24 protein-coding genes are annotated in these 23,846 nt (G+C 67.7%); 7 read left to right on the forward strand and 17 right to left on the reverse strand.

Annotated features, from left to right (window positions below; translation table 11 throughout):
* The first annotated feature begins 18 nt into the window (after positions 1 to 18).
* Positions 19 to 1,455 carry a Ni/Fe hydrogenase subunit alpha gene (locus EBL84_RS08200; protein ID WP_123140374.1) on the forward strand — a complete coding sequence of 479 codons (1,437 nt, stop codon included), beginning with the start codon at positions 19 to 21 and terminating at the stop codon, positions 1,453 to 1,455.
* Entirely contained in the window at positions 1,443 to 1,913 is a 471-nt protein-coding gene (locus tag EBL84_RS08205) for a hydrogenase maturation protease (RefSeq protein ID WP_123140375.1), read from the forward strand. The genes EBL84_RS08200 and EBL84_RS08205 overlap by 13 nt, the downstream gene beginning before the upstream one ends.
* A gap of 94 nt (positions 1,914 to 2,007) precedes the next feature.
* Here EBL84_RS08205 and pufA (EBL84_RS08210) read toward each other — a convergent pair whose 3' ends face one another.
* The 10 genes from pufA (EBL84_RS08210) to EBL84_RS08255 all read right to left on the reverse strand — a co-directional run bounded on the left by pufA (EBL84_RS08210) (position 2,008) and on the right by EBL84_RS08255 (position 12,967).
* Positions 2,008 to 2,163 carry a light-harvesting antenna LH1, alpha subunit gene (pufA, locus tag EBL84_RS08210; RefSeq protein ID WP_123140376.1) on the reverse strand — a complete coding sequence of 52 codons (156 nt, stop codon included), beginning with the start codon at positions 2,161 to 2,163 and terminating at the stop codon, positions 2,008 to 2,010.
* 48 nt (positions 2,164 to 2,211) lie between these two features.
* The gene (gene pufB / locus EBL84_RS08215; RefSeq protein WP_062277812.1) at positions 2,212 to 2,352 is read right to left on the reverse strand and encodes a light-harvesting antenna LH1, beta subunit; all 141 of its coding nucleotides are present in this window, start codon (positions 2,350 to 2,352) and stop codon (positions 2,212 to 2,214) included.
* 88 nt (positions 2,353 to 2,440) lie between these two features.
* Positions 2,441 to 2,800 carry a light-harvesting antenna LH1, alpha subunit gene (gene pufA / locus EBL84_RS08220; RefSeq protein WP_123140377.1) on the reverse strand — a complete coding sequence of 120 codons (360 nt, stop codon included), beginning with the start codon at positions 2,798 to 2,800 and terminating at the stop codon, positions 2,441 to 2,443.
* 376 nt (positions 2,801 to 3,176) lie between these two features.
* Entirely contained in the window at positions 3,177 to 4,640 is a 1,464-nt protein-coding gene (locus EBL84_RS08225; RefSeq protein WP_123140378.1) for a glycogen synthase, read from the reverse strand.
* Positions 4,641 to 4,643: 3 nt separating this feature from the next.
* Entirely contained in the window at positions 4,644 to 5,405 is a 762-nt protein-coding gene (locus EBL84_RS08230; protein WP_123140379.1) for a hypothetical protein, read from the reverse strand.
* A gap of 99 nt (positions 5,406 to 5,504) precedes the next feature.
* Positions 5,505 to 6,734 carry a glycoside hydrolase family 57 gene (locus EBL84_RS08235; protein WP_123140380.1) on the reverse strand — a complete coding sequence of 410 codons (1,230 nt, stop codon included), beginning with the start codon at positions 6,732 to 6,734 and terminating at the stop codon, positions 5,505 to 5,507.
* Between the two features lie 294 nt (positions 6,735 to 7,028).
* Positions 7,029 to 9,125, reverse strand: coding sequence for a glycogen debranching protein GlgX (gene glgX, locus EBL84_RS08240; RefSeq protein WP_123140381.1), 2,097 nt, complete (start codon positions 9,123 to 9,125; stop codon positions 7,029 to 7,031).
* 114 nt (positions 9,126 to 9,239) lie between these two features.
* A complete protein-coding gene (locus tag EBL84_RS08245) occupies positions 9,240 to 10,394 on the reverse strand; it encodes an MFS transporter (protein ID WP_123140430.1) in 1,155 nt (384 codons plus the stop codon).
* Positions 10,395 to 10,433: 39 nt separating this feature from the next.
* The gene (gene aroC / locus EBL84_RS08250) at positions 10,434 to 11,540 is read right to left on the reverse strand and encodes a chorismate synthase (RefSeq protein ID WP_123140382.1); all 1,107 of its coding nucleotides are present in this window, start codon (positions 11,538 to 11,540) and stop codon (positions 10,434 to 10,436) included.
* Between the two features lie 77 nt (positions 11,541 to 11,617).
* Complete coding sequence (locus EBL84_RS08255; RefSeq protein ID WP_123140383.1) at positions 11,618 to 12,967, reverse strand: TolC family outer membrane protein; 1,350 nt, start codon at positions 12,965 to 12,967, stop codon at positions 11,618 to 11,620.
* 223 nt (positions 12,968 to 13,190) lie between these two features.
* Here EBL84_RS08255 and EBL84_RS08260 point away from each other — a divergent pair, with 223 nt between their 5' ends.
* The gene (locus tag EBL84_RS08260; RefSeq protein ID WP_123140384.1) at positions 13,191 to 14,150 is read left to right on the forward strand and encodes a hydrolase; all 960 of its coding nucleotides are present in this window, start codon (positions 13,191 to 13,193) and stop codon (positions 14,148 to 14,150) included.
* A 92-nt stretch (positions 14,151 to 14,242) separates the two neighbouring features.
* Positions 14,243 to 14,653, forward strand: a complete 411-nt coding sequence (locus tag EBL84_RS08265; RefSeq protein ID WP_123140385.1) for a hypothetical protein — start codon at positions 14,243 to 14,245, stop codon at positions 14,651 to 14,653.
* 55 nt (positions 14,654 to 14,708) lie between these two features.
* Here the strand turns inward: EBL84_RS08265 and EBL84_RS08270 are convergent, their stop codons facing one another.
* Complete coding sequence (locus EBL84_RS08270) at positions 14,709 to 15,725, reverse strand: DUF2333 family protein (protein ID WP_223806094.1); 1,017 nt, start codon at positions 15,723 to 15,725, stop codon at positions 14,709 to 14,711.
* Positions 15,726 to 16,397: 672 nt separating this feature from the next.
* Between EBL84_RS08270 and EBL84_RS08275 the strand changes: the two genes are divergently transcribed.
* The 3 genes from EBL84_RS08275 (at position 16,398) to EBL84_RS08285 (ending at position 19,047) form a co-directional block, all read left to right on the forward strand.
* Positions 16,398 to 16,706: a DUF485 domain-containing protein gene (locus EBL84_RS08275; protein WP_123140387.1), complete on the forward strand. Its 309-nt coding sequence runs from the start codon at positions 16,398 to 16,400 to the stop codon at positions 16,704 to 16,706.
* A complete protein-coding gene (locus EBL84_RS08280; RefSeq protein ID WP_123140388.1) occupies positions 16,703 to 18,436 on the forward strand; it encodes a cation acetate symporter in 1,734 nt (577 codons plus the stop codon). Before EBL84_RS08275 ends, EBL84_RS08280 begins: the two co-directional genes overlap by 4 nt.
* A gap of 239 nt (positions 18,437 to 18,675) precedes the next feature.
* Entirely contained in the window at positions 18,676 to 19,047 is a 372-nt protein-coding gene (locus EBL84_RS08285; protein ID WP_123140389.1) for a PilZ domain-containing protein, read from the forward strand.
* 56 nt (positions 19,048 to 19,103) lie between these two features.
* Here EBL84_RS08285 and EBL84_RS08290 read toward each other — a convergent pair whose 3' ends face one another.
* From EBL84_RS08290 to EBL84_RS08315, 6 genes are all read right to left on the reverse strand, one after another.
* Positions 19,104 to 19,601 (reverse strand): phosphatidylglycerophosphatase A, encoded by a 498-nt coding sequence (locus tag EBL84_RS08290; protein ID WP_123140390.1) that lies wholly within the window; start codon positions 19,599 to 19,601, stop codon positions 19,104 to 19,106.
* Positions 19,579 to 20,541 carry a thiamine-phosphate kinase gene (gene thiL, locus EBL84_RS08295; protein WP_123140391.1) on the reverse strand — a complete coding sequence of 321 codons (963 nt, stop codon included), beginning with the start codon at positions 20,539 to 20,541 and terminating at the stop codon, positions 19,579 to 19,581. The genes EBL84_RS08290 and thiL overlap by 23 nt, the downstream gene beginning before the upstream one ends.
* A complete protein-coding gene (gene nusB / locus EBL84_RS08300; protein WP_123140392.1) occupies positions 20,531 to 21,040 on the reverse strand; it encodes a transcription antitermination factor NusB in 510 nt (169 codons plus the stop codon). The genes thiL and nusB overlap by 11 nt, the downstream gene beginning before the upstream one ends.
* 1 nt (position 21,041) lies before the next feature.
* On the reverse strand, positions 21,042 to 21,512 hold the full coding sequence (gene ribE, locus EBL84_RS08305) for a 6,7-dimethyl-8-ribityllumazine synthase (protein ID WP_005220409.1): 471 nt from the start codon (positions 21,510 to 21,512) through the stop codon (positions 21,042 to 21,044).
* Positions 21,513 to 21,526: 14 nt separating this feature from the next.
* Positions 21,527 to 22,660 (reverse strand): bifunctional 3,4-dihydroxy-2-butanone-4-phosphate synthase/GTP cyclohydrolase II, encoded by a 1,134-nt coding sequence (gene ribBA, locus EBL84_RS08310; protein WP_123140393.1) that lies wholly within the window; start codon positions 22,658 to 22,660, stop codon positions 21,527 to 21,529.
* A gap of 515 nt (positions 22,661 to 23,175) precedes the next feature.
* Entirely contained in the window at positions 23,176 to 23,838 is a 663-nt protein-coding gene (locus EBL84_RS08315; protein ID WP_123140394.1) for a riboflavin synthase, read from the reverse strand.
* Positions 23,839 to 23,846: the final 8 nt, after the last annotated feature.

Consider the following 23,846-nt stretch of genomic DNA (forward strand, 5'->3'; position numbering starts at 1 on the left):
CACGAGCAAGAGGACACCATGAGCCGCACCATCACCATCGAGCCGGTCACCCGCATCGAGGGACACGCCCGGATCAGCCTCCAGCTCGACGACCAGGGCGAGGTCGCCGACGCCCGCTTCCATCTCACCCAGTTCCGCGGCTTCGAGAAGTTCTGCGAGGGTCGGCCCTATCGCGAGATGCCGGCGCTCACCGCGCGCACCTGCGGGATCTGCCCGGTCAGTCACCTGCTCGCCTCCAACAAGGCCTGCGATCATCTGCTCTCGGTGAGCATCCCGCCGGCGGCCGAGCGGCTGCGCCGGGTGATGAACCTTGCCCAGCTGGCGCAATCGCACGCGCTCTCCTTCTTCCATCTCTCCTCGCCCGACCTGCTGCTCGGCTGGGACTCCGACCCGGCCAGCCGCAACATCTTCGGGGTGATGCGCCAGCACCCCGAACTCGCGCGCGACGGCATCCGGCTGCGCCAGATCGGTCAGCAGATCATCGAGACCCTGGGCGGCAAGAAGATCCACCCGACCTGGGTGGTGCCCGGCGGGGTGAGCGAGCCGCTCGGCGCCGAGCAACGCGACGCCATCCTCGGCCTGCTCCCCGAGGGGCTGGAGATTGCCAAGCGCACCTACGACCTCTACAAGGGGCTGCTGCCGCGTTTTCGCGACGAGGCGACGCGCTTTGGCAACTTCCCCACCCTGTTTCTCAGCCTGGTCAGCCCCGAGGGACGGCTCGAGCACTACGACGGGCTGTTGCGGGTGAAGGACGCCGAGGGTCGAATCCTCGAGGATCAGGTGCCGCCGCACGAATACCCCCGGCTGATCGGCGAGGCGGTCGAGGACTTCAGCTACATGAAGTTCCCCTACTACAAGCCGCACGGCTATCCGCAGGGGATCTATCGCGTCGGCCCGCTGGCGCGGCTCAACAACGCCGACGCCTGCGGCACCCCCTATGCCGACGTCGCCCTCGCCGAGTTCCGCATGCTGCAGGAGTCGGGACCGGTGAGCAGCAGCTTCCACTATCACTACGCGCGGCTGGTCGAGATCATCTATGCCCTGGAGATGATGGAGCGACTGCTCAGACACCCCGAGATCCTCGACACCCGGGTGCGTGCCCGCGCGCGCAGCAATCGCGACGAAGGGATCGGTGTCGCCGAGGCCCCGCGCGGCACCCTGATGCACCACTACCGTATCGACGAGACGGGGCTGATCACCTGGGTCGATCTGGTGATCGCCACCGGTCACAACAACCTGGCGATGAACCAGAGCATCCGTCAGGTCGCCGCAGCCTATGTCGACGGCAACAGCTTGAACGAGGGCATGCTCAACCGGGTCGAGGCGGTGATCCGCTGCTACGATCCCTGTCTGTCCTGCGCCTCGCACGCCGTCGGTCAGATGCCACTGGTCATCGAGCTGCGCGATCAGCGCGAGCGGCTGCTCGACCGCCTGGAGCGCACATGCCAGTCCTGATCCTCGGCTACGGCAGCCCGATCCGCGGCGACGACGCCTTCGGCCCGCTGCTCGCCGAACAACTCGGGGCGGAGACGAGCGACCCGCGCCTGCGGATCCATGCCCGTCATATCCTCACCGCCGACCTGATCCCGGAGCTGCTCGACTGCGACCGGGTGATCTTCCTCGACGCCGCGCTCGATACCGCGCCCGGCGAGATCCGTTGTCAACGTCTCGACCCGAGCCGCACCGGCGGATCGAGCATGGCCCACTTCCTCGATCCGCGCGAACTGCTCGCCTGGTGCGAGGCCCTCTATGACCACCGCCCGAGGGCCTGGCTGCTCTCGGTCGGCGCCGCCTCGCTCGACTACGCCAGCTACCGGCTCTCGCCCGAGGTCGCGCGGGTGATCCCGGCAGTGCGGGTCCACATCGAGCGCCTGCTCGAACAGACGCCGACCGAGACCGGGAGCGAGGCATGAGCCAATGAAAAACGGGGATGCGCGAACGCATCCCCGTTGATCTGGTTCACCGACGGCCGTCAGAGACCGCTCGGCGACACCGGATCGGTGGCCGTTACCAGCCCAGACCGATCGAGAACACCACCGCGTGCACCGCAAGCGCGATGACCAGCACGGAGAACAGGATCGGCATCAGCCAGGTGGCAGGATTGACGACGAGCCAGATCTTCCAATCGTCATCGGGGTTTTTCGGCTTTGCGATATCGCTCATGACAACTCTCTCTTTGAGTGATGGTCAGGGACGCCGGTGGGCGTGAGATCAGAACCAGGGATTGGCCGCGATGACGAACAGATGGGCGAGCGCAGCAAGCCCGACGAACGCGGTGTAGGTCACCTTGAACTGCTCGTGGAATTCCTTCGCCTGCTGATCGGTCAGTCCGGAAAGACTCATTGGGGTCATCCTCCAAGATGGGTCATGGGTTACCGCGACCGGGGCCGCGGCGGGTGTGCCGCGACGACGAACGGCTCGCCGTCACGACGGAGACGGATCAAGCGGTCTCGGGCATGGCCGGAGCGGCCTCTTCAGCCGGTGCGGCCTCCTCGGCAGGGGCAGCGTCCTCGACCGGCGCGGCCTCTTCGGCGGGCGCCGCATCGGCGGCAGGCGCAGCCTCTTCGACTGCGGCCGGCTCCTCGACGATGACCACCTCCTCGACGACCACGACCTCTTCGGGCGCGGCAGCCGCCTCGGGCGCCGCCCAACCCTGATCCGGGAGCGAGAAGGCATAGACATGGACCGCGAGCGCGACGACCAGCACCGCGGCAAGGATCGGAATCAGCCAGGTTGAGGGATTGACGACCAACCAGATCCGGTAATCCTGTTCCATCGGCTTGTAGTCGAATACCTGCATGATTCTCCTCCTCGGCGGATTGCGAATTGAGAGTTCGGTGATCGAGAACCGAATGGCCTGGCAATCAGCCAGACCTTGAAATTCCTCAGAACCCCTTGGGGATCCCAGGTGTCATATTAGCTTGACGCCTTGTGATGTCAATAAAATTGGACAGATGTTTTTAATGGACAGACAAGCCGCTGAATCGGCTTTCATTTCAATTCGCAAGACATTTCATGGTTCGATAATTGCTAGTTTCCCGAGACGACCATGACACCCGGAAATCGACGCACCCCACTCCCCGGGGAGGCTGAAGCCACAGACGTCAGGAAGGTCCCGGAACCATCTCTCACGTCCCGAACCTGGCGCGGCACGCACGCCGCGCCAGACATCGGGATCACGCGCCGAGCAGCCCGCGATAGAGGTCGAGATAACGCGCCGCCGGGCGCCGCCAACCGTGATCGGCACGCATCCCGTTGTCCCGGAGACGATCGAAGTGATCCGGGTGATGGCGCCACAGCCAAGCGGCGCGACCCAGGACGGCATGCACCGCCTCGGTCGTCTGCGCCTCGAACAGATAACCGTTGCGCTCACCCACCGGGCGATCGCTGTGGTTGGCGTCGACCACGGTATCGGCCAGACCGCCGACCCGACGCACCAGGGGGACGGTGCCGTAGCGCATCGCGATCAGCTGGGTCAGCCCGCAGGGCTCATAGCGGCTCGGCACCAGGATCATGTCGGCACCGGCATAGATGAGATGGGCCAGCCCCTCGTCGAAGGCGAGTTCGAGATGGGCATCGGGACAGTCGGCCAGCGCCTCACGCTTGGCGGCGAAGCGCGCGGCCACCGCCGCATCCGGCGCGGCGCCGAGCAGCACCACCTGACAGCCGAGCGCGAGCGCGCTGTCGATCCCGCCGAGGATCAGCTCGACACCCTTCTGCGCGTCGAGCCGACTGACCACGGCGAGGATCGGCGCGGCGCGCGCGCGCAACCCCAGACGCCGGCGTAACGCCTCGCCGTTGCGGGCCTTGAGCGACAGGCTATCGGGGCCATAGTGGACGGGGATCAGCGGATCGGTCCGCGGATCCCAGAGCGCGTCGTCGATGCCGTTGAGGATACCGCCGAACTTGTCGACATGGGCCTGTAGCACCCCCTGCAGCCCCATGCCCTGCCCGGTGTGCAGGACCTCCCAGGCATAGCGCGGCGAGACGGTATTGACGAAGTCGGCACAGTGGATGGCGCCACGCAACAGATTGGCCCGCCCCGGCGCGGCGGGATCGTCGAGCGGCCCCGGACCGAGCAGCGTCCCGACATCGACCCCGAGACGGGCCAACACCGCCGGCTCGATCAGCCCCTGATGGGCGAGGTTGTGCAGGGTGAGACAGACCCGGACCGGGGGCTCGCCGGCATCCGTCACGGCCCATTGCAGCGCCGGTAGCAGCGCACTCTGCCAGTCGTGACAATGGATGATGTCGGGCCGCCATCCGGGGCGGCGCAGCAGCGCATCGGCCGCGCGCGCGAACAGCGCGAAGCGCAGCCCGTCGTCGGGCTCACCGTAGACGTGCGGGCGGCGGAACCAGTCACCCGCCGGATCAATCAGGACACAGTCGAGTCCCTCGGCGCGCAGACGCCAGCAGGTGCACTCGAGCGCGGCGCCGTCGAGCGGGATCGATACTGCGACGTCTCGCGGCTCGAGCCGCGAGACGAAAGGCTCCGGCAGCAGCCCGCGATAATAGGGCAGCAGCACCTGGACCTCGACACCGGTCGCGGCCAGGGCGCGCGCCAGCCCCTGGATGAAGTCACCGAGCCCACCGACCTTGGCAAAGGGCGCACACTCGGCGCCGACCATGACCACGCGCATCGCTCAGTCCTCCTCGGTGCGCGACGCCAGCGCTGGCGGATGCTGCGCCAGGATCGCGCGCAGCAGCTCTGGGTCCTCGACCCGACACTCGAACTGGAAGCGCCCACCGGGCCCCACCCGATAAGGCTGACCGAAGAGATCGATCTCGCGCCCCGGCGGCGCCCAGCCCGAGACGCACAACCGCGCCTCGACCACGACATCCTCGGCGCGCGGCGAGGGCTGTGCGTACTCCAATCTCGGCGGGGCCTGACCGACCAGTCGCGCCTCCTCCGGCCGCGGCGCATCGGCAGGAGCAGGCGCGGCGATCGACACCGAGGCGGCGACATCGCCTCGCGCCACGACACCGCGGCGCACCCGCTCGACATCGACCTCGAGCCCGAGTCCATGCGCGAAGGGCTCGGAGCGGGCGATCATCACCCAGCCCTCGGCGCCGTCGGAGAGCCCGAGCTCGGCGCAATAATCACCGCTCGGCGGTCTCTCCACGAGTCCCATCAGCCCATGCGCGCCACCGCTCACCCGTGCCCGCACCACCCGCTCCGCCACCAGCCGATCGCCGGCGCCCGGATCCGCACGCAGCAACCGCACCACCGGACTCGCCCCTCCAGGACCAAAGAGCGCGGCGGCGCGGGCCACATCGGTCGAGGCGAGACACCAGCTCGCCCCGATACCACCGGCGGCGCGCTCGAACAGGGTCACCTCACTGCCACGCCGGGGCGCAGGGAAATCCAGCGACACCGGATACGACATCAGCGATGGATCGACCATCACCGCATCGGCGGCATCGCCGGGACGCGCACTGACCTCGTCCGCGCTGAAGTCTTGGTGGATATCGATCGCTCTGCGCTCCTCTTCAAATCAGCCCCATCAGGCCTCGGCGTCGGCCGACGTCAAGTCGACCGCGCAGCATATCGGAGGCGGCGCCGAGCCGCTCTCTCCCGCGAACTCGGCCAAGGCCGATGCAGCAGCCTCCAGGCGTTGATGCAGATACGGCAGCCAGGACTCGCCCCAGTACAGATAGCAGCTGGTCTCGGCCTCGAGGATCAACTGCCGGGCGCGCGTCAGGTGGCCATCATCGTCATCCTCGCGATATTCGCGCAACAGACTCCAATACCGCTCGCTCAGTCGCACCAGCTCGGTCACCGCCGCACGCTGCGCCCGACTACCGGTCCAGCGCGAGAGCGCGGCGCCGACATCGGCGTCGGTGTTCCAGCAACCGGTCTGGACCCGCGCGTGGACGCGTGGATGAAAGGCATCGAGATAGCGTCCGAGCGAGACCGGACGGATCATGCTCTCGCCGGCGCGCCAGCGCGTCATCTGCGGCGCGAAGAAATGACCGAAGAAGCCAGCCTGTTCCTGGGTCTGACGCAGCCAGGCACCATTCTCACCGTCGCACCAGGTGGTGAGCAAACGCGGCTCGCGGGGACGCGGCGAGCGGGCAGCGCGGACACAGACCTCGCGCTCGAAACCATCGGGCTCCAGTCCCGATTGCTGCGCGCCGGAGAGGGCGCGATCGCGCGGCACCACACGGATGCAGGCGCCATCATGACAGGCCAGATAGGGGCGCAGCACGTCGCTCATGCCATCTGCCGGGCGCACATGGCCACCGTCGACCACCACATAGTCGTAACCGGCCTTCACCAGCGCCGGGGTCATCTCCATGGTGAAGGCCAGCTCCGGCGGCCAGAACCCACGCGGCGCACGACCGAAGGCACGCTCAACCAGTGCCCGCCCACGCGTCAATTGCTCGGACCAGTCGGCGCGCGCGATCAGCGGGAAGATCGGATGCGAATACCCCGTCCCCACCAGCTCGATGTTGGGCGCCCGGCGATATCGCTCGAGCATCGCCGGGATATCGACGATGGCGCGATAACGCGCAACCACCTCGGGATCGAGCAGCTGCTCGAGCAGCACCCCGGAGAAACCGACATGCAACACCGCGACATCGCGAAAGTGCTCGGCATAGCGCACGACCCGTTCGTAACAACGGATGATCTGCTCGGCCTCCCAGGGGCTGACCTCGATCAGCAGGCGCAGATTGCCCGGGGGCTGGTGCATGTGGAGCCCGAGCGCGTGGGCGATATTGGTGACGGTCATCCGGATCTGAACAGCGGGTCGACGAGTCCCGTGACATCCACGGGCTAGAGCAATCCCACATTAAACAATGGGGCGGGACGGGTAAAGCGCGGGATAGCGGCCAGCGGCCAGCGGCCAGCGGCCAGCGGCCAGCGGCCAGCGGCCAGCGGCCAGCGGCCAGCGGCCAAGAGGATTGAACCGCAATGGCGCAAAGAGCGCGAGACAGGCAAGAGCCACCAGCCGTCAGCCGCCGCCAGCCAGCCCTCGCCCCTGGAGGCTGAAAGCTGGCCGCTGGAGGCTGACGATCGACGCGCCCTACTCGGCCCGCCCCTCGAGCACCACCAGGCTACGGCCGCGCACCAGCAGCACCGAGGCCGGGTGCGGCGGCTGGAGGTCGGGCTCGATCAGGTCGGTCGGTGAGGCCCTGGCGGTATCGAGCGCACGGAACCAGGCAACGCCCGGGAGCTGCGGCAGGGTGAAGCGGCGGGCACAGGGCTCCATGTTGATGGCGACATGGAGCACCGCCTCGGTCTTGTGCAACGGCGCCAGGGTAAAGGCGAGCACCCGCGCCTCGGGGTCCTCCCAGGGGGGCTGATCGGGTTCGAGCCCGTGCCAGCGGATGTCGGGCAGCCCCCCGCCAGCGCGCGCCCGACCGCTGAGAAAGCGCCGCCGGCGCAGGCTCGGATGACGCTGGCGCAGCGCGATCAGGCCGCGCACGAAACCCAGCATGCTGGCGTTGCGTTCGACCAGCGACCAATCGAACCAGTTCTCGGCGTTGTCCTGACACCAGGCGTTGTTGTTGCCGCCCTGGCTGCGCAGCACCTCGTCGCCGGCGAGCAGCATCGGCACCCCCTGGCTGAGCAGCAGCAGCGCAAGCAGGTTCTTGGCCTGACGCCGACGCAGCGCCAGCACCTCGGGGTCGTCGGTCTCGCCCTCGATGCCGCAGTTCCAGCTCAGATCGTCGTCGGTGCCGTCGCGGTTGTCCTCGGCGTTGGCGAGATTGCGCTTGCGGTTATAGGAAACCAGATCCCAGAGGGTGAAACCGTCGTGACAGGTGACGAAGTTGACGCTGTTGAGCGGATGGCGGAGGTTGGCCTGGTAGAGATCACTGCTGCCGGCGAGCCGGGTGGCGACCTCGGCCACCAGCCCGGGATCGCCGCGCACGAAACGACGGATCACGTCACGATAGCGACCGTTCCACTCCATCCAGCGATAGCCGGGGAAGCTGCCGACCTGATAGAGCCCGGCGGCGTCCCAGGCCTCGGCGATGATCCGGCTGGTGGCCAGGGTGTCGGAGAGTTCGATCCCCCACAACACCGGCGGGTTGGCCAGCGGCTGACCGTCGGCGTCGCGCGCCATGGCGCTGGCCAGGTCGAAGCGAAAGCCGTCGACGTGCATCTCGCGCACCCAGTACTCGAGCGCGTCGATGATATAGCGCGCCACCAGCGGGTGATTGGCGTTGACGGTATTGCCACAACCGGTGAAATCGAGATAGATGCGCCGATCGAGCACGTCGAGACAGTAGAAGGTCTCGTTGCCGAAGCCCTTGAAGGTCAGGGTCGGTCCCCCCGCCCCGCCCTCGCTGGTGTGGTTGAAGACCACATCGAGGATCACCCCGATCCCGGCGCGGTGCAGCGCCTTGACCAAGTCACGGAACTCGCGCCGGTGGCAGCCGGCCTCGGGGTCGACGCAATAGCCCGGGTGTGGCGAGAAGAAGCCGTAGCTGCTGTAGCCCCAGTAATTGCGCAGCCCCGCTCGCCACACCGCCGGCGGCACGTCCTGCTCGTCGAAGGCCATCACCGGCATCAACTCGACATGGCTGATGCCGAGCGCGCGCAGATAGGGGATCTTCTCGATCAGCCCGAGGAAGGTCCCCGGGTGCGCGACCCCGGCACTGGGATGTCGGGTGAAGCCGCCGACGTGCAGCTCGTAGATGATGGTCTCCTCCCAGGCTCGGCGCAGCGGGGTGTCGCCCTCCCAGTCGTACTCCTCGGCCAGCACCACACCGCGCGGCGAGTCGTGGGGGCGCACGCCCTCGTCCTGACGGCGCCAGCGGTCCCAGTCACAGACGTTGACCGCGCGCGCCCAGGGGTCGACCAGCTCGACCTCCGTGTCGAAGCGCCAGCCGTTGCCCTGCGGATCGAAGGGACCGTCCATGCGCCAGGTGTAGTGGGTCCCCGGCGGCAGATCGACCACCAGCACGTGCCAGGAGAAGAAGGTGTGGTTGACCTCGGGGTCGAGACGGATGACCTGGAAGGGCTCGGCGCTGTCGGCACCGGCATAGAGCAGCAGCTCGGCACCGGTGGCATGACGACTGAACACCGAGAAGTTGACCCCGGCGTCCTCCACGGTCGCCCCCGGCGGGTGACGGTGCCCGGGCAGGGTGTGATACGGAGCATTGAGAACGACCATGACGGAATACGCAGCCCCGGTTGCGAATGCTGCCGGAAGGGACAGCTGAAGAGGTGACGCAGCCGCGGCGTCACAGGCACCGCGAGCATAGCACGGGCGCTCGCCCCGACCGCCTCAGGCGTGCCGCACCGCCGCCGGCGCAGGACGATCGACCCAGCCCCAGGCCAGCACCCAGGCCACCGCCGAGGCCAGCGCCGCGCCGCCGAAGGTCACCAGCGCACCGGCGTCCTCCCACAACAACCCCCCGATCAGGCTGCCGGCGGCGCCGCCGGCGCCGAAGCTCAGCGCGCTGTAGAGCGCCTGCCCGCGCCCCTGGGTGCGCCCCGGAAAGGCATGGTGGACCCAATGGATCGCCGCGGCATGGAAGGTGGCAAAGGTCGCGGCATGGAGCAACTGGGCGAGCACCTGCAGCCACAGCAGCTCGACCCAGGCGCCGATCACCAGCCAGCGCACCACCGCCAGGGCCAGACTCCAGAGCAGCACCCGACGCGCGCCGAAGCGCTCGAGCAGGCGGTGCATCACCAGAAAGATCGCCACCTCGGCCACCACCCCCAACGCCCACAGCCCGCCGACGGCGTCGGTACCGTAGCCGTTGGCCTCGAGATGGATCGAGTAGAAGGCGTAATAGATGCCATGGGCGAGCTGCATCAGCAGACAGGCGGCGAAGAAGGCGAGCACCGCGGGCCGGCGCAACAAGGCCCCGATCCGGGGCTCGGTGCCCTTGGCATGCACTGGCGCACTGTCGGGGATCACCAGACTGGTCAACCAGATCCCAAGGAGCAGCGCCAGCACCCACCAGGGCAGGATCGCGAACGACTGCACGTGCAGCGCCATCCCCAGCGCCACCACCACCAGCACGAAGCCGACCGAACCCCACACCCGCACCAGCGCATAGCGCGTCGGCCGACGGCGGAGATGATTGAAGGTCACCGCCTCGAGCTGCGGCAACGAGGCGTTCCAGAAAAAGCTGAACAGCGCCATCGCCAGCGCCGTGGCCCAGAACCCCTCGCCGAAGAAGATCAGCCCGAAGAGCACGACCGAGAGCAGCGCGGCGAGCCGCACCAAGGGCATCCGCCGGCCGCTGCGGTCGGCCAGCTGACCCCAGACCAGCGGGGCGACGACCTTGGTGGCGTAGAGGATCGCCATCAACTGGCCGATGGCCAGGGCATCGAAGCCGCGATCCTGCAGATAGAGCCCCCAATAGGGCACCAACGCCCCGAGCGAGGCGAAATAGAAGAAGTAGTAGCCGGAGAGACGCCAGTAGGGCATGACGGGGGCGCGCGGCGCCACGGGGGCGCGCACGCGGACTCAGGCGCCGGGCGCGCGCGCGGCGATCGGTGGGATCGGCGCCTGGGTGGCGGCGTTCTGGGCGCGGTGGCGCAGCAGATGATCCATCAACACGATTGCCAACACCGCCTCGGCGATCGGCGTGGCGCGGATCCCCACGCAGGGGTCGTGACGCCCCTTGGTGACCACCTCGACGGGGTTGCCGTCACGATCGATCGAGCGCCCGGGGATGCGGATGCTCGAGGTCGGCTTGAGCGCGATACGGACCACCAGGTCCTGGCCCGAGGAGATGCCGCCGAGTACCCCGCCGGCATGGTTGGAGAGGAAGCCCTCCGGGGTCATCTCGTCGCGATGCTCACTGCCGCGCTGCTCGACACAGGCGAAGCCGTCACCGATCTCGACCCCCTTGACCGCGTTGATCCCCATCATCGCGTGGGCGATGTCGGCGTCGAGCCGGTCGTAGATCGGCTCGCCGAGCCCGGTGGGCATCCCCTCGGCGACCACGGTGAGCGCCGCCCCGATCGAATCGCCGGACTTGCGCAGCTCGTCCATGAAGCGCTCGAGCTCGGGCACGCTCTCGCGACACGGCCAGAAGAAGGGGTTGGACTCGACCGCCGCCCAGTCGAAGCCGCGCGGACGGATCGGGCCGAGCTGGGAGAGATGACCGCGGATCCGCACCCCGACCTGCTCGGCCAGATACTTCTTGGCGATCGCCCCGGCGGCGACCCGCACCGCCGTCTCGCGCGCCGAGGAACGACCGCCGCCGCGATAGTCGCGATGACCGTACTTCTGGTCGTAGCAGTAGTCGGCGTGTCCGGGACGATAGCGGGTGGCGATCTCGGAGTAGTCCTTGGAGCGCTGGTCCTCGTTACGGATCAGCAGCCCGATCGGTGCCCCCGTGGTACGCCCCTCGAACACCCCGGAGAGGATCTCGACGGTGTCGGACTCGCGCCGCTGGGTGGTGTGGCGCGACTGCCCCGGCTTGCGCCGATCGAGGTCGCGCTGCAGATCGGCCGCGCACAGCGCCAGCCCGGGCGGGCAGCCGTCGACCATGCCGCCGATGGCCGGCCCGTGGCTCTCGCCGAAACCGGAGACGACGAACAGTTTACCGAGACTGCTTCCAGACATGATCGGGATCCAGGCAACGAGAAGGATTCAGGACAACGGATCGAGCCACGCCGAGCACACCGGCGCGGCCCGACGGATCAATAGGTCGGCGGCGCCACCATGTCGTCGGGATCGAGCCAGGCATTGCCCTTGGCCAGCACCTCGCGACTCAGGGTACTGGTGGCCTGGTGGAGCTTGACCCCATTGACGATGTAGTTGTAGCGCGCGCTCAGGTACTCGAACTCGGCCTGGAACAGGTTGCGCTGGGCGTTGAGCACGTCGACCTGGGTGCGGGTGCCGACCTCGAGCCCGGCCTGGGTCGATTCCAGCGCCGAGCGCGCCGAGACGATCGAGGCCTGACGGGCCTTGACGTCCTCGATGCTCGAGAGGATGCCGCGATAGGCGTCCTTGACCTGCTGGCTGACCTGACGACGGGTCTGGTCGAGTCGATCCTGAGCGGCGCGGAAGTTGTAGCCGGCCTCACGGGTACGCGAACTCACCGCCCCACCCTGGAACACCGGGATGTTGACGCTCAGACCGACGAAGCCGGTGTCGGAGTCGGTGTCGAAGGTCGCATCGGAGCGCGAGATGTCGTAGCCGGCCTGGAGGTTGACCGAGGGGTAGTGGCCGGAGCGCTCGATCTCGATGCCCTTGCGCGCGGCGTTGGCCGCCTCGCTCGCGGCGATGATGCCGTAGTTGCTGCGCAGTGCGGTCTTGGCCCAGACGTCGATCTCGTTGGGTTCGGGCGGCGAGAGCGGCAGGCGGTCGCCGAGGCGCGCCAGCGGTACCTGGATCGGGCCGACGATGGTGCGCAGCGCCTCCCAGGCGTTGTCGAGATCGTTGCGCGCGGTGATCAGGTCGGCGCGCGAGCGGTCGTAGGCGGCCTGACTCTCGTTGACGTCGGTGATCGCCACCAGACCGACCTCGAAGCGCTGGCGCGACTGCTCGAGCTGGCGCTCGTTGGCGCGCAGCAGCGCCTCCTGCACGGTCACCGCGTCGGCGGCGCGCAGCACGTTGAAATAGGCCTCGGTGGTCTGGACCATGAGTTCGAGCTGGGAGTCGCGGAACTCGGCCTCGGCCTGGGCGATGACATGATCGGATTGCTTCAGGGTCATCCAGCTGGCGCGGTCGTAGACGGTCTGGTTGACCACCGCCTGCAGCCCCTGGGTGCCGTACTTGTCATAGCGGTCGAAGCTGCCGAAGGTGCTGGTACCGCTGCTGTCGACGCTCTGATAGTCGATGTCGCCCTGCACGCTCAGGTTCGGCAGCAGCAGTGCCTGGGCCTGGGGGCGGGCTTCGCGGGAGGCGAACAGACGCTGTTCGGCCTCGCGCAGGGTGGGCGCGCTCTGCGCGGCCATGTCATAGATCTGCAGCAGATCCTCGGCCTGGCTCAGCGGCGCGATCCCGCACAGAAGAGCCGTGATCAGGGTCGGAAGGGTTTTCCGCATCGGATTTGGTTTCCTGGGTGCAGACCCGCGCACGACGGCTGGAGATCGTGCTTGGATCCGGAGGCGATGGTTCCAATCGAGACGGGATTCCGTCATCATGCTTGGATTGCAGTATAGGGGAGAAGCGGGCCCGCCCTCAATGCGTCGGCGCCCTGCCCCGACCGGACGTCCCCGCACCGCGCAGACCGCCCGCCGTTCCCCGCTCACAAGGATTCCCCCAACGATGGCACGTCTCGTCGCTAGCGACTTCCGTCCCGCCTGGTGGTTGCCCGGCGCCCATCTGCAGACCGTCTGGCCGGCGCTGATGCGCCGACGCCCGCCGCTCGACCTGACCCCGAGACGCATCGAGCTCAGCGATGGCGACTTCATCGATCTCGCCATCGGTCGCCCCGTCGGTCCGCGGGTGGTGTTGATCCACGGGCTCGAGGGCAACCTCGAGTCGCACTACGCCGGCTCACTGATCCACGCCCTCGAGGGCGCCGGCTTCCAGCCGGTGTTCATGCACCTGCGCGGCTGCTCGGAGGCGCCCAATCGGCTCGATCGATCCTATCACTCGGGGGCCTCGGAGGACCTCGCCGAGGTGCTCGAGCAGCTCGCCGCCGACCCCGAGGGCGAGCCGCTTGCGGCGGTCGGCTTCTCGCTCGGCGCCAACCTGTTGCTCAAGTATCTCGGCGAGCGCGACACCGCGCGGGTCGGCGCAGCGATCGCCGTCTCCGTCCCCTTCGTGCTGCGCGACGGCATGCTGCGTTTCAATCGCGGGCTCTCGAGGGTCTATCGTCGCTATCTGCTCGACCGGCTCAAGGCCAACCTGCGACGCAAGTTCGCCGACCGCCCCCTGCCGCTGGCGGTCGACCTCGAGCGGATCGGCGACTTCAACGACTTCGACGACCAGATCACCGCACCGCTCAACGGCTTTGCCGGTGTCTTCGACTACTACAGCCGCTCGAGCTGTCGCGGCTATCTGCGCGGGATCACCACCCCGACGCTGATCATCCACGCCGCCGACGACCCCTTCATGTATCCGTCCACGGTCCCGATGGCACACGAACTCGGCCCCGGCGTCACCCTGGAGCTCAGCCGCCACGGCGGCCATGTCGGCTTCGTCTCCGGCAGCCATCCCTGGCGCCCGATCTATTGGCTCGAGCAGCGTATCCTCGCGCAGTTGCGCGACCTGCGCGGCTGAATCGCCACCCTCAGCCCCGGGTATCGCCGAGCGGCGTTCAGCCCGGGGCTTCTATGCTAGTCTTCGCCCATTTTCGAAGGAGAGTCCCGCCGATGCCGCTTGCATTCGCCCCCGTCCTCGCCGCCGCCCTGCTCGCACTGAGCCTGGGCGGTTGCGCCACCCCCGAGACCAGCAGTGACTTCAAGGCCCAGGACCCGCAGTCACAGACCTGCCTGGCACGCTGCGAGATCGCCAGCACGCATTGCGAGCAGCGCCAGCAGATCCGCGAGACCGAGTGCCAGACCCATATTCGCATGATCGGGGAAGACTACGAGACCTGTGTCGCCAATCGCGGCGCCGGCTGCCTGAAGCCCGACGTCTGTCTTGGCGCGGACCTGCGCATCTGTCGTATCCAGCGCGAAGAGTGCGTGGCCGCCTGCGCGGCGAGCCACCGCGCCACCACCGCACCGAGCGACGTCGAGGCGGCAGCGTCCGCTGAGAAGGAAGAGCAGGCCGAGGGCTGAACGCCCCCGGCCAGGTAGGATGACGAACGGGCGGCGGTCGTGCCGCCCGCCCCGTTCAGCCCATCTCGAGCAGCGTGCGCAGCTCGATGATCGCCGCGTTGGCCCGTGAGATGTAGGAGGCCATCACCAGCGAGTGATTGGCCATCGGGCCGAAGCCGGTACCGTTGAGGATCAGCGGGCTCCAGATCGGGCTCTGCGTCTCCTCGAGCTTGCGGATGATCTGGCGCAGCGAGACCAGCGCGTTCTTGTTCTCGAGCACCGACTTGAAATCACCCTCGATTGCCTGGAGGGTGTGGAGCAACGCCCAGGTGTAACCACGCGCCTCGAAGAAGACGTCGTCGATCTGGTTCCACGGCGTCTTCTGCACCCGCTCCTCGGGGACCGCCGTCGACTGACGCGCGCTTGGGTCGCCAGCCAGGTCGGTGTTGAGCTGACGCTGCCCCACGGCATAGGACAGACGCTGCGCCAGACTCCCCAGACGCTTCTCCACCAGCCCCAGATACATCGTCAGGTTGTCGGCGCGGGCAAAGAACTGACCATCCTGAGCGCGCTCGTCGGAGAGTCGCTCAAGATAACGATAGAGCGCATCGGCACCCTTGCGGTACTCGGACTCGCTCGAGGGCAGGATCCAGGAGTTGGCGTTGTAGTTGAACTGCGGCTGGGCGATCTGCAGGTCGACGTCCTCGATCGACTGCGACTGGGCACGGCTGAGGTGATTGCGCAGCGAGTCGACGAGGTCGCGCACCTCGGTCAGGGCACCGAACTCCCAACTGGGGATATTGTCGAGATAGACCCCGGGCGGCATCACATCATTGGAGAGATAGCCACCGGGCTTGTCGAGCAGAGTCTCGACGATGCGGATGGCGGTGGCCGTGGTCAGGGTGCCCGGGACCAGTCGGGCCTCGTCGCCCCCGACCATCTCCAGTGCGCTCTCGCGCACATCGAACTCGCCGGGCGAGCGCGACCAGACGATGCCGAGCACCAGTACCACCAACAGATAGGTGACCAGAAATACTCCGCTGGTCCACCAGAGGCCCCGTTCGCGCCAGATGCGCGGGTTGTAGAGTTCCATTAAATTCTTGGCTCGTCGACGGATCGCGGCCCTGAGGCCGGATAGATTCAGGTCCATCACTTGACTCCTTACTGACTGAAAGTCTGACAAGGACGCAGCCCCCATGGCGGTACGGGGGACAGCGTCCCGAAATTCGTCGTACCGCGGCCCGGGCCACGCGATGCGCTACCCGACGAGCGAGAGGCCCGCGCCCACCTCGAGTGATTGCGGACAGACAACCGGGCGTGTCGGGCGCAACCCGCCCTGACATCGAACCCGACCCGACCATTCTCGCCCCGAGACCGGCCCCGGGTCCATGCGGTGTTGCCTAGAGACTGCACCATGCGCCGAACGTTCCCCAAGACACATGCGCCATCGCCATCGGTAACCACCATGCTCGCGCACGGAAGACACGTCTCGTCCACCTTTGATGCTGTGTGCGCCGGTGCAGTTTCACAATCCACCCGATTGAGATAACGCATCAACTTTTTGTTGACATCGGCGAGGAATGACCAAGAGAATCGGTCTTTCCTTTTGTTTTGTGCGGAAAGCGACAAGCGCACCGCGTCCCCGCTGAGCTGGACCCGAAACACAGACATCGAGCGCCGAGCGGCACTGGTCTGGGGCCGCAGGCAGCGGCGCGCGGCGCCGAGTCGAGGCACAGACCCCACTCATCGTGTTTCGGATAAACCCATGCAACGAGAATCGATCGACGCTATCGAGGCGAATCCGCGCTATCAACAGCTGGTCAGATCACGCAAGCGCTTCGCCTGGGTGCTGACCCTGCTGATGCTGGGCATCTATTACGGCTTCATCCTCACCATCGCCTTCGCCCCTGAACTCCTGGCGATCCCGGTCGCCGAGGGCGCGATCATGACCATCGGCATGCCGCTCGGTGTGGTCATCATCCTCAGCGCCTTCCTGCTCACCGGCATCTACGTGGTGCGCGCCAACGGTCACTTCGACCGCCTGACCAAAGAGATCCAGGAGGAGGCACGATGAGACGCTTCGCACCCTGGGGCGTACTCGCCGCCCTGCTCATCCCCTTCGGTCTCGCCGCCGCCCCGGCAATGAGCGGCGCGGTGGAGAAACAGGCGGTCAACGTCACCGCCATCAGCATGTTCGTCGCCTTCGTCGTCGGCACCCTCGGCATCACCTACTGGGCGGCGCGCCGCACCCGCAGCGCCAAGGATTTCTATACCGCCGGCGGCGGCATCACCGGCTTCCAGAACGGTCTGGCGATCGCCGGCGACTACATGTCGGCGGCCTCCTTCCTCGGCATCTCCGGGCTGGTCTTCGCCTCCGGCTACGACGGCCTGATCTACTCGATCGGCTTCCTCGTCGGCTGGCCGGTGATCATGTTCCTGCTCGCCGAGCAGATCCGTAACCTCGGCAAGTTCACCTTCGCCGACGTTGCCTCCTACCGCTTCGGCCAGACCCAGATCCGCACCATGGCCGCGCTCTCCTCGCTGGTCGTGGTCGCCTTCTATCTGATCGCGCAGATGGTCGGCGCCGGCAAGCTGATCCAGTTGCTGTTCGGTCTCGAGTACTGGATGGCGGTGGTCGCCGTCGGCGTGCTGATGATGGTCTACGTCATCTTCGGCGGCATGACCGCCACCACCTGGGTGCAGATCATCAAGGCGGTGCTGCTGCTCTCCGGCGCCACCTTCATGGCCTTCGCCGCGCTCTCGGCCTTCGGCTTCTCCCCCGAGGAGATGTTCCGCCAGGCCACCGAGATCCACCCCAACGGTCTCGACATCATGGGACCGGGCTCGCTGGTGCAGGATCCGATCAACGCCATCTCGCTGGGGCTGGCGCTGATGTTCGGCACCGCCGGCCTGCCGCACATCCTGATGCGCTTCTTCACCGTCCCGGATGCCAAGGAGGCGCGCAAGTCGGTGTTCTACGCCACCGGCTTCATCGGCTACTTCTACATCCTCACCTTCATCATCGGCTTCGCCTCGATCGTGCTGCTCGCCCAGCACCCCGAGTTCTTCAAGCCCGAGGCACTGAGCGCCGAGGGTGCGGTACTCAGCGAGCGCCTGGTCAGCGGGGTCGAGGGCGGCTCCAACATGGTCGCGATCCGGCTGGCCGAGGCCGTCGGCGGCAACCTCTTCCTCGGCTTCATCTCGGCGGTGGCCTTCGCCACCATCCTCGCCGTGGTCGCCGGGCTGACCCTGGCCGGCGCCTCGGCCATCTCCCACGACCTCTATGCCAGCGTGATCGCGCGCGGTCGCGGCAACGAAGCCACCGAGATCCGCATCTCGCGTTTCGCCACCTTCGGGCTGGGACTGGTCGCCATCGCACTCGGCATCGCCTTCGAGAGCCAGAACGTCGCCTTCATGGTCGGCCTGGCCTTCGCGATCGCTGCCAGCGCCAACTTCCCGGTGCTGGCCGCCTCGATCTTCTGGGGGCGGATGACCACCCGCGGAGCACTGGCCGGCGGTCTCGCCGGTCTGCTCAGCGCGGTGGTGCTGACGGTGCTGTCGAAGGCGGTGTGGGGCGATGTGCTCGGTCACACCGCGCCCGGCCCCGACGGCACCCCGGTGCCGGTCGGCCTGATCGGGCTCGACAACCCGGCGATCGTCTCCATCCCGATGGCCTTCTTCTTCATCTGGCTGGTCTCGCTGCTCGACAACTCCGAGCAGGCCCAGCGCGAGCGCAGCGCCTATCGTGCCCAGCGCATCCGCTGCGAGACCGGGATCGGCGCCGAGGGGGCCGCGAGCCACTGAGGTCCCACTCACCGCCCGCGCACGCGGGCGGTGGGCGTCGAGGCGCAGGGACGCGCCACCACTGCTCCGATCGTCCGGGCGCAACGCCCGGACGCCCCTCATCTCCCGCCCCGCATCCCTCCCGTTTTCGCCATCTACGGCCCACTCACCCGGCAGCACCGGACGCAGCAGCGTCTATACTGGATAAAAACAAGAAAAACAGCGGATTAAACAGGCAGCCCCGGGAGGATGAAAACACCATGTACGCAAATCGCGATGATGCCGAACGCCGCCGCTACGAGCGCCGCGAATGGACCGGTGAGGCGCGGCTGATCCCGCTTTCCGGAGAACGGATCGAGCGACGTCAGCACATCTATCACGTCAACGGCCACGACATCGGCGAGGGGGGGATGTGCATCAGCGCCGGCGAGCGCTTCGCCATCCGCTCGCGACTGCTGCTGGAGATGGCGCTCGAGGATACGATCGAGCCGCTGCAGGTGACCGGCTCGGTGGTCTGGGTCGAGGCCGGACACGATGCCCAGCGCTGGATGATCGGCATCGCCTTCTGTGCGCCGCCGGCCTATCCGCCGCGCATCGACCGTCACACCACCGCCGAGACCCACGCCCACTGAGTCCGCCGCACGCGCCAGCAGGACGGCGCGCCCAGTCTCATCACCCCCCCTGCCGATCAGAGCAACCAGACCGCGCCGAGGAGCACCAGCGCGGCCATGGCACCGGCGATCAGGTCATCGAGCATGATGCCGAGCCCGCCCTCGACGTGACGATCGGCGAGGCGCACCGGCCAGGGCTTCCAGATATCGAACAGCCGGAACAACAGGAACCCGGCGAGGATCCAGCCCCAGCCGGCGGGGGCGACCGCCATCGTCAGCCAGAAACCGACGAACTCGTCCCACACGATCGCCGAGGGATCATGCAGCCCCAACTCGCGCGCGGTGCGCCCACAGGCCCAGATACCGATGCCGGTGGCGAGCACCAGCAAGCCGAGATAGAAGGGCCAGGACAGCCCGGCGAACAGCAGATAGAGCGGGATCGCCGCCAGGGTACCGAAGGTGCCGGGTGCGCGCGGCGCCAGCCCCGAGCCGAACCCGAAGGCGATCCAATGGTGTGCGCGACGCGGATCGAAGCCCGCGCGCGCCGGGCGCTCAGGCGCCGGCGAAGTGGTCATAGCCCTTCCTCGTGGGGTTCAGCACGGTGCCGTCTGGCAGCAGGCAACGCAGCGCGTCGTCATCGCCGCGGATGATACCGACCGGGGTCAGACGACAGCCGAGACGCTGCCCCAGCGCCAGGATCTCACCGTCGCGACCGGGCGGCGCGCAGAAACAGAGCTCGTAGTCGTCGCCGCCGGCGAGCGCGAGCGACCAGTCCGCGCGCGCGGCCACCGCCTCACCGAGCGGCAGCGCGCCGAGCTGCAGCTCGGCGCCGACGCCGGAGGCGGCGAGCACATGCCCGAGGTCGGCGACGAGCCCATCGGAGAGATCGATCGCGGCGCTGGCGATGCCACGCAACCCGCGCCCGAGCGCGACCCTCGGGGTCGGACGTTCGAGCCGCGCGCGCAGCGCCGGATCGGGATCGCGACCAGCCTGCAGCTCGGCGAGCGCCAGCGCCGCGTCGCCCAGGGTGCCGCTGACCCAGATGCGATCGCCCGCACATGCGCCATCACGACGCAGCGCCGCCTCGGACGGTACCAGCCCCTGGAGCTGCAGGGTGATGGTCAACGGCCCCCGGGTGGTGTCGCCACCGACCAGCCGCACCCCGTGGGCGCAAGCCAGCTCGCCGAGACCGGCGGCGAAGGCCGCGAGCCACGCCGGATCGGAGGCAGGGAGGGTCAGCGCCAGGGTCGCCCAGGCGGGTTCCGCGCCCATCGCGGCGAGATCGCTGAGGCTCACCGCCAGGGTCTTGTGACCGAGCGCGTGGGGATCGCAGTCGGGGAAGAAGTGGACGCCGGCGACCAGGGTGTCGAGGCTGACGGCCAACGACTGCCCCGGTGGCACCCGCAGCAGGGCGCAGTCGTCGCCGACCCCGAGCAGCACATCCTCGCGTGCCGCGCCGAGCCCGGCGAAGTGCGCCCCGATCAGCGCGAACTCGGCGCCGGGTTCAGCCGTCACCGTCGGGACGTTCGGCGGCGCGCCGCGCCACCGCCTGATGACGGGCGATCTTGTCGAGTACGCCGTTGACGTACTTGTGGCCCTCGTGGGCGCCGAGCAACTTGGTGAGCTCGACGGCCTCGTTGATCGCCACCCCGTCGGGGATCGCCGCCGAGAACAGGATCTCGAAGGCGCCGATACGCAGGATCGCCAGCTCCACCGGATCGACCTGCTCGATCGGGCGATCGAGAAAGCGGGTGAGCTGGGCGTCGATCGGCTCGATGCGCTCGGGGACCCCGGCGAGCAGCTGCTCGAACAGCTCGAGGTTGAAGCGAAAACGGTGCGCCGAGGCCAGCGTCTCGTCCTCATCGATGCCCTGCAGCGATGCCGAGACGGCATCGAGCCAATCCGGGTCATCGAGCATGTGGCGCTTGATCGCCATCGGGTCCTCACCGGTGAGACGCCACTGGTAGAGGGCCAGCGCCGCATAGCGACGCGCCTGGGTGCGTGGACTCACCATTTCAGTCGAACTGCCGTGCCAGCGAGACCATCTCCAGCGCCGAGAGCGCGGCCTCGGCGCCCTTGTTGCCGGCCTTGGTGCCGGCGCGCTCGATCGCCTGCTCGATGCTGTCGACGGTGAGCACGCCGAAGGCGATCGGCAGCCGGTGGCTGAGACCGACCTGGGCGAGCCCCTTGACGCACTCGTTGGCGACGTACTCGAAGTGGGGGGTGCCGCCACGGATCACCGCGCCGAGGGCGACGATGGCGTCGAAACCGCCGCGCGCGGCGATCTGTTCGGCGGCCACCGGCATCTCGAAGGCACCGGGCACGCGCACGATGGTGATGTCCGACTCCTCGACACCGTGACGACGCAGCGCGTCGATCGCGCCCCGCTCCAGGCTATCGACGACGAAGTTGTTCCAGCGCGCCACCAGCAGACAGAAGCGGGCGCCATCGGCACGCATGGTGCCTTCGATGGTATGAATGGTCATCTCGGTTTGTCCTCTCAGGATTGGCGACCACCGGTGTACTCAACCACCTCCAGGTCGAACCCGGAGATGGCATGCATCGACTTCGGCGCGCTCATCACGCGCATCTTGCGCACGCCGAGATCGGCGAGGATCTGCGCGCCGATACCGAAGGTGCGCAGCGTATGACCGTCCTGCTGCCGGCGCGGCGGCACCTCGTCGTCACGGTCATGGAAATCGAAATCCTTGATCCGCGCCAGCAGATCCTCGGCTCGATCGCGGTTGCGCAGCACCACGATCACCCCCTCGCCGGCCTCGCCGACCTGACGCATCACGTCGCGCAGCGGCCAGCCGCAGGCGCCGTGATCGGCCTCGAACAGATCGCAGAGGCTGTTTTGCAGGTGCACCCGTACCAGGGTGGGGTGCTCCGGATCGATCTCGCCGAGGGTCAGCGCCAGGTGCAGCTCGTGATCGATGCTGTCGCGATAAGCGTGCAGCTTGAAGGTCCCGTAGGGCGTGGGCAGCTCGCAGCCGCTCTCGCGCACCACCGCGCGCTCGTTGCGCACCCGATAGTGGATGAGATCGGCGATGGTGCCGATCTTCAGCCCGTGGGTCTCGGCGAAGCGCTCGAGATCGGGGCGGCGCGCCATGGTGCCGTCCTCGTTGAGGACCTCGACGATCACCGCCGCCGGGGTGAAACCGGCGAGCCGGGCGAGATCGCAGCCGGCCTCGGTATGACCGGCGCGCACCAGCACCCCGCCGGGTTGGGCGATCAGCGGAAAGATGTGTCCGGGCTGCACCAGATCGCGCTCGGTCGCGTCAGGCGCGACCGCGGCGCGCACCGTGGTCGCACGATCGGCTGCGGAGATGCCTGTGGTGACGCCCCGGGCGGCCTCGATCGAGACGGTGAAGGCGGTCGCGTGCGGGGCCTGGTTGTCGTTGACCATCGGCGCCAGACGCAGCTGCTCGCAGCGCTCACGGGTGAGGGTCAGACAGATCAGCCCGCGACCGTACTTGGCCATGAAGTTGATCGCCTCAGGGGTGACACAGTCGGCCGGAAGCAGCAGATCGCCCTCGTTCTCGCGATCCTCGTCGTCCATGATCACCACCATGCGCCCGGCGCGCAGCTCGGCGATGATCTCCTCGGTCGTGTTCAGGCCGGTATGGCTCATAGCAAATTGGGTCTTTTCGAGCGAAGCCGTTAAGTTTAACAGACGGCCAAGCACCTGCGTGGACGGAAGCGGCCGCAAGTCAGCCTCCAGCCATCGGCATCCAGCCGCCAGCAGGCGTTCTCTCCCGCCGTCGCCAATGGAACGACGCCCCGCCACACCCTAGGATGAACAAAGCGCAGCGCGCCCATCAGGGGTTCAGCGACCAGCGACCAGCGACCAGCGACCAGCGACCAGGAGATTGAAACCGCAAAGCCGCCAAGGGCGCGAAGGGATTCAAGCGGCCAGCCATCAGCGGCCAGCCGCCAGTGGAGGGACGGCCTCGACGATAGCGCCACTCACCATTCACTGTCAGCGACCGGTTGGCGTACGTTTTCGACCAACACTCGAAGACAGGCGGCCACTGGCGGCTGGAGGCTGATCGCTGGCAGCTCTTCTCCCCTTCGCGCCCTTGGCGGCTTTGCGGTTCAATCCGCTGGCGGCTGGCGGCTGGCGGCTGAAAGCTGGCGAAGGCGGTCTCAGCCGAACCCGTGACGACTGAGGAAGTCGCGGGTGATGCGCTCGCCCTCGCCCTCGGGTGCGGCGGCCTGTTCGCCGAGCACCAGGCGTTCGAGATAGCGGGCGATCAGGTCGACCTCGAGGTTGACCCGGCTGCCGGCGCGATAGCCGCCGATGATGGTCTCCTCCAGGGTGTGGGGGACGATGTTGAGTTCGAACACCGCGCCCTCGACACGATTGACGGTGAGGCTGGTGCCGTCGATGCAGATCGAGCCCTTGGGCGCGATATAGCGCGCCAGCGCGTCCGGGGCGCGGATGCGCAGCCGGGTCGAGCGGCCGTCGGCGCCGACCTCCAGCACCTCGCCCAGGCCGTCGACATGACCGCTGACCAGATGACCGCCGAGCGGGGTCGAGAGGGTGAGCGCGCGCTCCAGATTGACCGCGCCGCCCTGCCCCAGCGCACCCAGGGTGGTCAGCGACAGGGTCTCGCGCGAGACATCGGCGGCAAAACGCGCGGCCCCCAGCTCGACTGCGGTCAGACAGACACCGTTGACCGCGATGCTGTCGCCGAGCGCGGTCGTGGAGAGATCGAGATCGGCGGTATCGATATGCAGCCTGACATCGCCGCCGCGCGGCTCCTGGCGCGCGATACGCCCGACGGCCTGGATGATTCCGGTGAACATGACGGACT

Origin of the sequence: Marichromatium sp. AB31 (assembly GCF_003718685.1) — a bacterium.
Classification (GTDB): Bacteria; Pseudomonadota; Gammaproteobacteria; order Chromatiales; family Chromatiaceae; genus Marichromatium; species Marichromatium gracile.

Bases quoted from the DNA above. Each gene is read 5' to 3' on its own strand.
- EBL84_RS08200 (WP_123140374.1), top strand. From the start codon at position 19: ATGAGCCGCACCATCACCATCGAGCCGGTCACCCGCATCGAGGGACAC.
- EBL84_RS08205 (WP_123140375.1), top strand. From the start codon at position 1,443: ATGCCAGTCCTGATCCTCGGCTACGGCAGCCCGATCCGCGGCGACGAC.
- pufA (WP_123140376.1), bottom strand. From the start codon at position 2,163: ATGAGCGATATCGCAAAGCCGAAAAACCCCGATGACGATTGGAAGATC.
- pufB (WP_062277812.1), bottom strand. From the start codon at position 2,352: ATGACCCCAATGAGTCTTTCCGGACTGACCGATCAGCAGGCGAAGGAA.
- pufA (WP_123140377.1), bottom strand. From the start codon at position 2,800: ATGCAGGTATTCGACTACAAGCCGATGGAACAGGATTACCGGATCTGG.
- EBL84_RS08225 (WP_123140378.1), bottom strand. From the start codon at position 4,640: ATGCGCGTGGTCATGGTCGGCGCCGAGTGTGCGCCCTTTGCCAAGGTC.
- EBL84_RS08230 (WP_123140379.1), bottom strand. From the start codon at position 5,405: ATGGTCGATCCATCGCTGATGTCGTATCCGGTGTCGCTGGATTTCCCT.
- EBL84_RS08235 (WP_123140380.1), bottom strand. From the start codon at position 6,734: ATGACCGTCACCAATATCGCCCACGCGCTCGGGCTCCACATGCACCAG.
- glgX (WP_123140381.1), bottom strand. From the start codon at position 9,125: ATGGTCGTTCTCAATGCTCCGTATCACACCCTGCCCGGGCACCGTCAC.
- EBL84_RS08245 (WP_123140430.1), bottom strand. From the start codon at position 10,394: ATGCCCTACTGGCGTCTCTCCGGCTACTACTTCTTCTATTTCGCCTCG.
- aroC (WP_123140382.1), bottom strand. From the start codon at position 11,540: ATGTCTGGAAGCAGTCTCGGTAAACTGTTCGTCGTCTCCGGTTTCGGC.
- EBL84_RS08255 (WP_123140383.1), bottom strand. From the start codon at position 12,967: ATGCGGAAAACCCTTCCGACCCTGATCACGGCTCTTCTGTGCGGGATC.
- EBL84_RS08260 (WP_123140384.1), top strand. From the start codon at position 13,191: ATGGCACGTCTCGTCGCTAGCGACTTCCGTCCCGCCTGGTGGTTGCCC.
- EBL84_RS08265 (WP_123140385.1), top strand. From the start codon at position 14,243: ATGCCGCTTGCATTCGCCCCCGTCCTCGCCGCCGCCCTGCTCGCACTG.
- EBL84_RS08270 (WP_223806094.1), bottom strand. From the start codon at position 15,725: ATGGAACTCTACAACCCGCGCATCTGGCGCGAACGGGGCCTCTGGTGG.
- EBL84_RS08275 (WP_123140387.1), top strand. From the start codon at position 16,398: ATGCAACGAGAATCGATCGACGCTATCGAGGCGAATCCGCGCTATCAA.
- EBL84_RS08280 (WP_123140388.1), top strand. From the start codon at position 16,703: ATGAGACGCTTCGCACCCTGGGGCGTACTCGCCGCCCTGCTCATCCCC.
- EBL84_RS08285 (WP_123140389.1), top strand. From the start codon at position 18,676: ATGTACGCAAATCGCGATGATGCCGAACGCCGCCGCTACGAGCGCCGC.
- EBL84_RS08290 (WP_123140390.1), bottom strand. From the start codon at position 19,601: ATGACCACTTCGCCGGCGCCTGAGCGCCCGGCGCGCGCGGGCTTCGAT.
- nusB (WP_123140392.1), bottom strand. From the start codon at position 21,040: ATGGTGAGTCCACGCACCCAGGCGCGTCGCTATGCGGCGCTGGCCCTC.
- ribE (WP_005220409.1), bottom strand. From the start codon at position 21,512: ATGACCATTCATACCATCGAAGGCACCATGCGTGCCGATGGCGCCCGC.
- ribBA (WP_123140393.1), bottom strand. From the start codon at position 22,660: ATGAGCCATACCGGCCTGAACACGACCGAGGAGATCATCGCCGAGCTG.
- EBL84_RS08315 (WP_123140394.1), bottom strand. From the start codon at position 23,838: ATGTTCACCGGAATCATCCAGGCCGTCGGGCGTATCGCGCGCCAGGAG.